The 9,983-nt window shown below is 52.1% G+C and carries 13 protein-coding genes; all 13 read right to left on the bottom strand.

From position 1 onward, the window contains the following. Positions 1-652: DUF5710 domain-containing protein (locus HMPREF3091_RS08190; protein WP_246839970.1), on the bottom strand; the 652-nt coding region annotated here is incomplete at its 3' end. A gap of 11 nt (positions 653-663) precedes the next feature. After that, positions 664-930 carry an IcmT/TraK family protein gene (gene icmT, locus HMPREF3091_RS08195; protein ID WP_070715283.1) on the bottom strand — a complete coding sequence of 89 codons (267 nt, stop codon included), beginning with the start codon at positions 928-930 and terminating at the stop codon, positions 664-666. Continuing rightward, positions 920-2,089 (bottom strand): plasmid transfer ATPase TraJ, encoded by a 1,170-nt coding sequence (traJ, locus tag HMPREF3091_RS08200; RefSeq protein WP_070715285.1) that lies wholly within the window; start codon positions 2,087-2,089, stop codon positions 920-922. Before traJ ends, icmT begins: the two co-directional genes overlap by 11 nt. After that, complete coding sequence (locus HMPREF3091_RS08205) at positions 2,086-2,907, bottom strand: type IV secretory system conjugative DNA transfer family protein (protein ID WP_070715302.1); 822 nt, start codon at positions 2,905-2,907, stop codon at positions 2,086-2,088. The genes traJ and HMPREF3091_RS08205 overlap by 4 nt, the downstream gene beginning before the upstream one ends. Beyond that, positions 2,907-3,356: a DotD/TraH family lipoprotein gene (locus HMPREF3091_RS08210; protein WP_070715288.1), complete on the bottom strand. Its 450-nt coding sequence runs from the start codon at positions 3,354-3,356 to the stop codon at positions 2,907-2,909. Before HMPREF3091_RS08210 ends, HMPREF3091_RS08205 begins: the two co-directional genes overlap by 1 nt. A 147-nt stretch (positions 3,357-3,503) precedes the next feature. Beyond that, the gene (gene pilV, locus HMPREF3091_RS08215) at positions 3,504-4,829 is read right to left on the bottom strand and encodes a shufflon system plasmid conjugative transfer pilus tip adhesin PilV (protein WP_070715290.1); all 1,326 of its coding nucleotides are present in this window, start codon (positions 4,827-4,829) and stop codon (positions 3,504-3,506) included. Between the two features lie 2 nt (positions 4,830-4,831). Further along, a complete protein-coding gene (locus tag HMPREF3091_RS08220) occupies positions 4,832-5,209 on the bottom strand; it encodes a hypothetical protein (protein WP_070715292.1) in 378 nt (125 codons plus the stop codon). Next, positions 5,206-5,670 carry a prepilin peptidase gene (locus tag HMPREF3091_RS08225; RefSeq protein WP_070715293.1) on the bottom strand — a complete coding sequence of 155 codons (465 nt, stop codon included), beginning with the start codon at positions 5,668-5,670 and terminating at the stop codon, positions 5,206-5,208. The genes HMPREF3091_RS08220 and HMPREF3091_RS08225 overlap by 4 nt, the downstream gene beginning before the upstream one ends. Before the next feature lie 143 nt (positions 5,671-5,813). Next, positions 5,814-6,287, bottom strand: coding sequence for a lytic transglycosylase domain-containing protein (locus HMPREF3091_RS08230; protein ID WP_070715295.1), 474 nt, complete (start codon positions 6,285-6,287; stop codon positions 5,814-5,816). 15 nt (positions 6,288-6,302) lie between these two features. Then, positions 6,303-6,899 carry a type 4 pilus major pilin gene (locus HMPREF3091_RS08235; RefSeq protein WP_070715297.1) on the bottom strand — a complete coding sequence of 199 codons (597 nt, stop codon included), beginning with the start codon at positions 6,897-6,899 and terminating at the stop codon, positions 6,303-6,305. 28 nt (positions 6,900-6,927) lie between these two features. Beyond that, entirely contained in the window at positions 6,928-8,043 is a 1,116-nt protein-coding gene (locus HMPREF3091_RS08240; protein ID WP_168168179.1) for a type II secretion system F family protein, read from the bottom strand. Next, positions 8,036-9,535, bottom strand: a complete 1,500-nt coding sequence (locus HMPREF3091_RS08245; RefSeq protein ID WP_070715299.1) for a GspE/PulE family protein — start codon at positions 9,533-9,535, stop codon at positions 8,036-8,038. Before HMPREF3091_RS08245 ends, HMPREF3091_RS08240 begins: the two co-directional genes overlap by 8 nt. A gap of 2 nt (positions 9,536-9,537) precedes the next feature. After that, positions 9,538-9,983, bottom strand: a 446-nt coding sequence (gene pilP, locus HMPREF3091_RS08250; protein ID WP_139146206.1) for a type IV pilus biogenesis protein PilP, incomplete at its 5' end; no start/stop codon positions are given.

Genomic DNA, 9,983 nt, shown 5'->3' on the forward strand with positions numbered 1-9,983 from the left:
TAAGCAATTTTTGCTTTTCGTCGATGTGTACGCCCTTTGCCACATCAACCCCTTTTTTCACCAAATAGGGATGCTTTTTGTCAGCTTGCTTATTCTTGCTATAGACGTAGCGCACATTGCTGGCTTTTTTATTCTGCAATACCCGTTTGGCTTCGGCACGGTCCCACTGGCTCTGTGCCGTCACCGCTTTAATATGCAGCGCCGCCGTAGGATCGGGCTCCTCACCGCTAAAGTACCAGGTGCTTTGGTTCTCGGTACCGCCATCCCTAAAATCGTTAAACCAGCCATTGGGTAGACCATCCAGATGTCCCACATAGGTACAGGATTTTTTACCGGGCTTGTCGTCGTTCATACGAATACGTTGCCTAGTACCGTCCATGACGAGCGGTTTAGACAGATCAGCTCCGTTTGCCCGTAAGAAATCGGCAAACTGAGTCTGCGCGTCCCCCGCGCTCACGCCGACAATCAATGGATCGGGTTTCCACGGCTGGAGTGCTTTCATATCTGCACCGGGGATGGCGTACCAAAGCTTACGTTCGTCATCAAAGCGCAGTGCCGGTTTGTTATCATCCAGTTTGCCTGCAGCCACACGAGCCTCATCTTTCTCGCTGTGGGGTACCGCCAGATAAGTACGCGAACGGGGCGTATTCATCGTTATCTCCTTTAATCAAAGAATTTCCGATACCACCAAGGTCGACCGTTAAGTCGATGGCCGCGAAGCAGGTGGAAGATACGTTGGCTAAGCACGGTTATCGTGAAGCCGAAATGCGCCAGAACGGCATAAAAGACGATGAGCCCGACACAGAAGATGAACATCTTTGTGGAGGGCCACTTAAACCAAAGAGCAAAAACCAGCCATGCCAGCGCCGGAATACCAAAAATACGAACCGGCGGTGAAGCATCACGGCCGGGGTAATAATCATTGGCCATGTTGTTGACTCCGTTGATTGAATTCACGGGTTCCGATATAGCTGCGCGCCGTCTCTTCGGTTACCGCCTCTTCCAAATACATTTTCCAAACATGATCGCTAATGCGCGCCTCCCGATTGGAGAGGTCGCTATTGAGCAACGTTGGCCATTGGGTGTAGTCGTGCTGGCGTAATGACTCGCGCAGCTCATCATCAAACAGCACGTATTCTTGTACGGAGCGGCGCTTGCCATCGGTCGTTGGCACTAGACGCTGCATGACGATAAACCGCATCAACTCAAGCATGTCGTGAGCCAAGGGTTCGCGATTCTCGGCGGGAAGCATACGCACGCTACGTGAGAACGCATGACCCGGCGAAAACGCATGTTCTGTGCCTAAACAAAGATGGCCAGAAAGGGCCGCACTCACCATGCCTTCAACCGTTTCACCGTCGCGAATTTCGCCAATGCCGATAACGGTCGGTGCCTGTCGCATTGACAGCCTGAGACCTTCAGCAAAACTCGGCACATCACGACCAACTTCACACTGCTGTGGCTGAAGCAACCAGTTAGGTCCCCCCAACAGACCCTCGACCGGATCTTCATAGGTGGTGACTTTACAATTGGGGTTGGTTTCACCGTGGTGTTGGTAAACGGAGGTCAGTACCGTGGTTTTTCCCGAACCGGTTGGACCGACAACGAGGCCAATACCTTCCACCGGAAGATTAGCGAGCGCCTGATACAGTGGGGCGGGAAGATCCAGTGTGTTTAATCTTCGATGGTCGTTATTGATAATACGTAAGGTAATTGCCACGGCGGTGTTAATGCCGCGAATGGTGGCTTGTACGAAGTTGGCGCGAAAGCGAATGCGCTCGCCGCGTTCAAGCCCGTACCGTTGCTGGCTGTCCCCTTCGAGTTGCAATGCAGCATCATCGCCTTTACCGCTTTGAATGCGCGCCTTAATGGTTGGGGTAAAGAGAAAATCGATGAGCATGAGTAGTGACGAGTGATCGAGCAAGAAGGGTGAGGCTCGGAGCAGTCGTCCATGCAAGCCGATAATGAGTGGTCCATTGGACTGTAAATGAATATCCGACACGCCGTGCCGATAGCAATGGACAAAGAAGGCACGAAAGATATCCGGCGTTAACCCCTTGGAAAAATCAAATTTATCCACGTCTATCATGGTGTCGCCCTTGTTTGGATAACCGGTTTCCACTGTTTTTTATCCAGTTCAAAGCCGGCACGTTGTTTAAGGTCACGCACTTTGTCGCCGAGCATCAACTCTTCGCGTGTGCCGCTGACAGTCTGTTGCTGTTCGGTTACCACAGGCGGAGTCACCATTTTTTGTTTGACTAACAGCGAGTAGCGCATCATGCCGGTGTAATCACGTGTCAGACGGTTGAAGTTAGCCGCCAGCGTGTCATCAGCGCTTTGTCGGCCTTCCTCCCAGCCCTTCTTAATGGCGTTTTGCCAGACGTTGCGCTCTGCGCGGTTGCGGGGGATCACCGTGTCGGTAGGCGATGATTTGACGGATAGGCCGGCGAAGAGATATTGACGCCAGCTTGGTGGATTACTGACAAAGCGTTCAGGCACCAGAATGTTGTAAACGTGATTGGCAGTACGCATCTGCTTGTCGGTAATGGTGGCCAATGACGTTGCCTCGGCAATCACGGGAGGCAGCCAGCCTTGACGGTTAATCAGCGGAGAAAAAAGATAGGTGTTATCGAGTTGGCTCGCTCGCTGCTCTAATGACTGACGCAGTTCCCATGCACGCTGTGCTTTGCCGCCGCGAAAGCCTTCGGTTTTCCCCGCCTCAGTCAGCATCTGGTAGACCGTGTCGTTGACACCATCATGATCGTCGGCTTCAGGACTGAGATAAGCCGACATCGAGGGAGGCGCAGGCATATCGGCAGTGGGCGTTGGCGTGGCCGCCATGACCTTATTGAGCGGGTAAATGAGCGTCAAAAGGATGACACTCACCGCGCGAATATGGGTCTTCATCATGACAGTGTCCCCTTCAGCGGCGGCATAAATCCGACCTCAAACGCATCAGCTTGCTGTGTCACGGTCGCGCGCCAGCTGATTTGGGCTCGGATAAGACGCAGAAGCGTTTCAAAACTGACGTCACGCTCATGGATAGTGACGGGGAGCGGTAAGCGCACACCGGAATAGCGCAGGGTAATGCCGCGTTGATGGGCTAACTGAGACAGCAGCTCAAGGGCATCCCCATCCCAATCTACCGAAACGCGTTGTGAATTGGCCGTAATGCGGCCGGGGAGTAACCAGCCATCTTCGGTCAGCGTCATGGCAAGTCTTTGTTGTTCTTGCTTAAGTGCGATTTGAGCAGGCGTGGGTGACAGAATAGAGGATGTCGAGGTTGACGCTGGGGCGTACTGGCAGCCAGACAGCAGGAATGGCACCAGCATCCCGATAAGGATTGGTCGTTTCATGAGCTCGCCTTGGTTTAAATAAGAATGGATGAAGAATAAAGTGTTGTTTTTTTAAATTGGGGCTGTGCTAGGTATATCTGGCATTGTGGACATGTGTATCTATGCAGATAATCCTGTCAGCGGCAGGATTTGCGTGACAGCAAATGGTCATTTAGCACAGTTTGCGATCGCTCTAAAGCACGTCTGTGAATTGTTATTCGGAGCATTAATGACGAACCGGTTGTTAGCAGGATCTATGTACATGCTGTCAGGTGAGTTGTGGCTCGAGTTTCGCCCCCATCCGGTGAGTGCATATGAACCTGAAATGACATGGGTACCTGCTGGACAGACTGCGACCATCGTCCCTTTATTTACGCATGAAGACGCACCATCAATGCGTATAACCTCACTTTGAGCATTTGCTGACCACTTACCATCTTGACACGAAAGTGTGGCACCTTTGGCATCATGGCTTATCGCCCCAGTAACGGGACAGTTAGTACCCACAACGTTGACCTTATCCAGCTTCAGAATACCAGCGGCAGACACGTCCCCCTCTGAACGTAACTGCCCACCCTTGATCTCCCCGGCGGTATAAATCCCTTTATTATTCAGACTGCGTATCCAGCTACTATCTGACATATAAAAACCACCGCCGTAGGTTTCATTCATCCAACCCTTGTTACCTTGTGTGGTTATCCATCCACCCGTACTTTTGATGTCACCACTTATCGTGGCACGTTGACCTTTGATTTCGCCGCTAATGGTCGCGGTTTGGCCACTGATGCCACCAGTGATAATGGCCTGTTTACCTTTGATGTCGCCGGCGTTGTTCAGGTTATTGCCGTCCATATCAATAGCGGTGTGCATACGGTTAAAATCAGGGTGGCCGTTCACGGCGTATCGATACAGCCGATCATTTCCCTGGCCGGATGTGCCTATCAGGTCTGATGGAATAAAGGTCACGAGCGTGCCTTGCTTGCTGCTCATGCCATAGTCAGCGAGACTCATTTTCCAGCCGCCGCCTGCCCCTACCGCCTGATTATCAGGCCAGACATACCCAGCCAGGCCTGAAATATTGCTTGAAATATGACGCAGTGCGCCAAAATCCCACGGTTTGCCGCCGGTGGTCATCACAAATGCTTGCAGTTGGCTGGTGACTTTGGGGTTGCTGACTACGGCTACGAGATAGCTTTGGTTGTGATCGTTGGCACCAAACCCGGCGGGAAGATAGCCGCCGTTTTTGAGCGTCGTAACGTTGATATAGACAGGTTGTTTGGGCTTAACTTGTGTCGCCAGCGTATCGATATGGTCGCTGATATAGCGTCGAGCAGCCATCTGAACGGCATTGAACTGGCTGGCTGTGACGTCCCATGTCCGTTCTGATAGCTGCTGTGCAATCATCTCAACCCCTCGGGGGGCAGCCATCATACCGAGGCCTAAAACCAGCGCTAGCGCTATCAGTTGCGCATTACCTTGGTTAATTTTTTTCATCTTTACCTTCCTGGTGAATAAAGTACCAGCATGTTTTGGCCCACCATCCCATCATCAGATAAGCAAACATTTTCAGTGCTATCTCGCGATATTGAGCGACCAAAACGTACACCGTTGATGAATACGTTTATCTCTTTTAAAGGAGAACTGATGAGGTGGTCTACATATTCGCCACATAGACGTTGAGGGACACTTTTGAACGTCAATATCGTTTCATTGGTATTGAGGTTGTAGATGCTTTTCACATGCAACCTGTTGGTGTCGGTCAGTAATTCCTCTTTTTGGACATTGAGCAGGTAGTAATTGGCGATAGAACCCACGCCAAGACCTAGTGTGAAACCGACCAATAACACAAAAAAAGGGGGCGGTGTGTGTGTCATTTGGGACTGAACTCCGCAATGAAGAGGCCTGCCAGTAATGACAGACACAAATAGGGGGCGAGCGGCTGTGGGCTTTTATTGAGGAACATCGGTAAAAGCATGAGTAAAAATGCGCCACCGCAGCTGTACAGTGCTGCTGTGGGTGAAAGCCACGCAAAAAGACCCGCGATAAGATGAACATCCCCCAAGCCTAAAACTTCACGTCGGTGGTAGCGTCTCAGCATCCACCACACCGTTCCGATGATGCAGAATATGACGGCGCTGCCAAGGACAGCCGATAGCAGCGATAAGTCGTGCTCGATGGACAGTAACTGCGTAAGCAGACCAATACACCAGAAGGCGTTGGTGAAACGTAACGGCAACCAATGACGATAAGTATCGAGCCACAGCAGCGGAAGTAGGACGGTGAACATGAGCAGCGCGGAGAATTTCTCCTGATAGGTGAGAAATAGGCCGAGCATAAGAAAGACCAGCGATACAGTGTCGGACAGCCGGTCGGGCAATGGGGGGGCGTCATGTTCACGTAAAAATGCGTTAACCTGCCACCTTTGTAAATAGAGACACAAACATAACACCGAAAGGGTGATTATGACGGATAATAGGTTCATCCAATCCCCCGTAACCGTTGATAAATGGTGTAAACATCTCGTGCATAGCGTTGACGTATAGGGGCATTTTTATCCTTAAATCCGGCGTTGTAAGACCCTAGACAATCCCATGTGATACCGCAGACCTGAAAATGCCTCGCCAGCACCCACGCCCCCGCTTGAACATTTAGGCAAGCATTGCTGAGTAGTTCCTGATGGCTACGAATGATCCCCATCGAGATAAGTCGGTTCGCATTCGCGTCATTGATTTGCATCAACCCATAATCGCGACTGGTTGCCTTGCCTTTTTTATCCCGATTAACCCCGATAGCTTTAGGGTTTAGCGTGCTTTCCTTGATAGCGATCGCTTTAAGCAGGATGGGATCAATGTGGTAGCGCTGTCCCGCTTCGGCAAAGCACCAGGCATGAGCCTGAGTCGTTAGACCCAGACTCAATACCAGCAGGAGGAGCGTATTGCGTAAGACAGCCATGCCTCCTCCTATCCCTTAGTTGTTGGTGGTGAATGCCAGCGTGTTTTGCCCGGTACTACCGCTGTCGGCCGTACACTGTTTGCCTGCGTTAGCCGCAGATACGGTACCGTTGTTTGCGGTGCCGTTAATCGACGTAGTGACAATGCTTGGGGCACTACTCATTGACGTGGCCAGCTGTGTACAGGCTTCATAAGGAATACCGTTGTAGGTCAGCGTAAAGGCTGACTTTGCTGAACCGCTGCTGGTCGCAGGAGCCAGCGTGACGGTGCCGCCAAAGGAGTTTCTTAGTGTGGCCGTGCCTGACGTTTTATTGCCATCAACTTTCATCCCACCGGGTGCGCCGCCAAACTGAATAAGCGTACCGGTCATATCCGCTGCGCCGCTAAAATCATAAATCCCGTCAGTTTTCAGTCGCGCCCGGGCGTTAGTGATAATGCTCGTCCCGTTGCTGTATTCGGCTTGAACGTTATTGGAATCAGAGATACCCGACCCAAATTTGATGACGCTGATGACCATAACGGCGACAACAGCGAGAGTGATAACCAGCGCCAATAGGTTGGCCTCGCCACGGTGAACAGACGCAGGGCATCGGGATAACGTGATGTTGTCCATAAAGGTTCCTTGTTTTGATTGGATTAAGTTATGCGCCGGTGACAGCGCTGAGGTTTTGCGTTGAAACGGCGACGAGCGCCATATACAGGCCTGACAAAGCGTAAATAATCAGGTTTAACCACCCGGCTAGACTCTTGATGTTGGCCAGCGTTCGGGCTAGCTGGTCGTTGGCAAAACTGTCGATGATGGTTTCCCCCCCGTCCCCTTGCGTGAGGAGTTTGAGGCGGTTGATCGCATCCTTGGAAGGAAACTGATAGCCAGTTTCATACAACGCGTGCCCCAGTGAGCGGCCGCTTTTCATCAGCCGGGTGGTCGCGTTGAGTCGCTGTCGTAGCCAGAGGGAAGCATGCAGGCTCAATTGCAGTAGGGCGTCTTCTTCTTTCACCTGTGCTCGCGATAGCGCGGCGAAATTCAGGAGAAATGTTGCCCCTTGAATTTCACGATAGATTGACCAAGGCGGGCATTTATCCATGAAGCGTCGGATAGGGTTCGTCAGGTTACCCAAAGACCAGTAAGTCCACGCGGCGATAAATAGGGTTCCAATGAGCCACACACCGAGATGTTGACCAAATAAGTCAGAAATGCTGGCCATCCACATCAGGCTTCCCTGCCATTGGTCTCGCGGCTGTAAGGTTTCCAATTGCGGAACAAAGTCCCATGACATCATACATGCTAGGACTATCAGACTAAAAAATAGCAACAGTGGCTGGGTCAGCCGTTCGATGACCGTAGAGCGAATATCACGGACAGATAATACCAGTTGCTTAGCACGTCTCAAGGCGTCCGCTAACTGCTTTTCCTGTACGCCGGATTGAATGATGGCCGCTTCATTACGGGGTATCCAGTGGCGAAGTCCCTGATCCAGTGACTTGCCCTGCGTGAGCGATTGGGCGATATCTTCAAGGCAGTAGACACTGGCACCGGGGCGGAATGTTCCTTGTCGTCGATTGGCCGCCATGCCCTTGACGGCATCTTCGAGCTTGACGCTGTTATCGAGTAAAAAGGCTAAATCCTCATAAATCATTAAGCGATCGCTGGCATTAAAGGTTTTTCGTCCCAGCCAAATTTCGGCTTTTTCCCACCCTTTTAGTAATGGAGACAGCAGCTGCGCGAGCTGCGTCTGAATCGCATCGATATCAAACATTGACGGCCTCTTTCGGTAATAACAGACGCTTGTCTTCATCCAATGGGCAGGTGAAGTGCGCACTGAGGGGATCAACCTGACCGGCATTGAGATAGTGCTGCAGATGCGCGCGGCGGGTAATGCCCTGCATGTAATGCACCCAGTAACTGCGGGTTTGCAACTTACCTTGGCGCTGGTACATGTCCATAAACATGGCGTCGGGACGGATGACTTCGGCAATAGCGCGGCGTCCAACTACGCCTTTCCAGCATTCAGGGCAGCCGTCAGGATTACGGAACCTAATGTGTTGGATGTCGGTATGTTCAGCCAGCAGGTTTTTTTGACTCGGATGCAAGGCGGGCAGTGCTTGGTGTTTCAGACGCTGGGCATAAGTGAGTTTGCACGTTGGACAGAGTGCCTGTACCAGTCGTTGTGACATCAGTCCCATCATGACCTGTGGGTCAATGACCAACGAGGCACTGACACCAAAGGTTTCAATCAAACGGTCGATAATGCGGATGGCATCGGGGGTATGAACGGTACTTAGGACGATGTGTCCCGTGAGTGCGGCGATAATACTGGCCATCGCCGAGTTACGGTCACGCTGCTCGCCGACCAAAATCGCGTCTGGATCGAGTCGCATGCCGCTGGATAACGCACTGCTCCATGCCTGACTGACCGCGTCAGGCTTACTGCGGTCCGCTTTGATCCCGCATTGAACGGCGCCGGGTATTCCGCCTTCAACGGGGTCTTCAAAGGTTAAGAGATGTCGGGTGCCGTTGGTGAGTTCCATATACATACGGCACAGCGTGCGCAGCGTCGTGGATTTCCCCGAGCCGGTGGGACCGGAGATTAACAGCATCCCTTCGGGCGTCATCAGCATCTGCTCCAGTAAGGCAATCTGCGCAGGAAGAAAACCCAGCTCGGGCAGTGAGGGCGGATTGTCACCGTCATCGGGAATAAGGCGCATCACGGCTAACAGGCCAAACTCCGTGGGATAGTGCTCATAGCGCGCCCCAAACAGCCCCACCTGACGCAGAAACTCTTTACGCAGGCGCGCACTTTGAGGGCGGTTTGCGTGAAAGCTTGGTTCTGCCTCGTCGCACATCGATTGAATGATGGTTCTGGCCAGTGTTTCTCCTTCGGCCTTTTCGAGGTGTCCGATTTCACCGAGCTCGCCGTGGATGCGATACAGAATTCGAGTGAGGCCATTTTCACCAATGCGAAAGTGAATATCTGAGGAATGTTGGGTCAATGCTTCACGGTAATACTTCAGCACACGGTTTTGTTCCTGAGAGTTGTTACCGGCATGCTTGGCCATTTTTGCGGGGGTTTGTGGCCCGTTCTTATAATCCCTCAGTTGCTGTAATGTGCAGGTTTCAAGCGTTAAGCCTGCGACCTCGCGCAATAAGCGTGCCACGGCGCTTTGCACTTCCGGCAAGGCGGCATGGTCTGCCGAAACATAAAGTTTATCGGGGGCCTGCCACAGATAACGTTCAGCCGTTTCTGTCATGGTTAATCCTCTGCAAAAGCCAGTATCCAAGGCTGTTTACCCGGTTTACTGACGGTCACTGCGTCAAAGGTGACTTTCTCGACTTTCAGGTTCGTACCGGGGATGTCGTTGCCCGCTTGAACCATCAGTTGGTTACCCCCACTGGTTCTGATTAACGCGGAGACAGTTTTTCCTGACCCCGTTATTTGGATAACCTGAGGAGGGGTATCATCTTTAGACGGTGCTGTTGGCGCTGCAGCCTGAGAGGCTGATGTGTCATAAGGCAATGGCGCGCTGGCGAGTGTCCGACTGTCGCCATCACTGCCGAGTTTCTGAAGGTCAACCAGCGCTTTATCACGCAGGAACTGAGCCTTATACAACATGGTTTGTGCCTGTATATCTTCCATATTCACAACATTGCCTCCCGTAGGCGGCGTTGAGACCATCAGTGCTTCTGGCGGGGGGGGGG

The sequence above is a fragment of the Hafnia sp. HMSC23F03 genome, assembly GCF_001816025.1.
GTDB lineage: Bacteria > Pseudomonadota > Gammaproteobacteria > Enterobacterales > Enterobacteriaceae > Hafnia > Hafnia paralvei.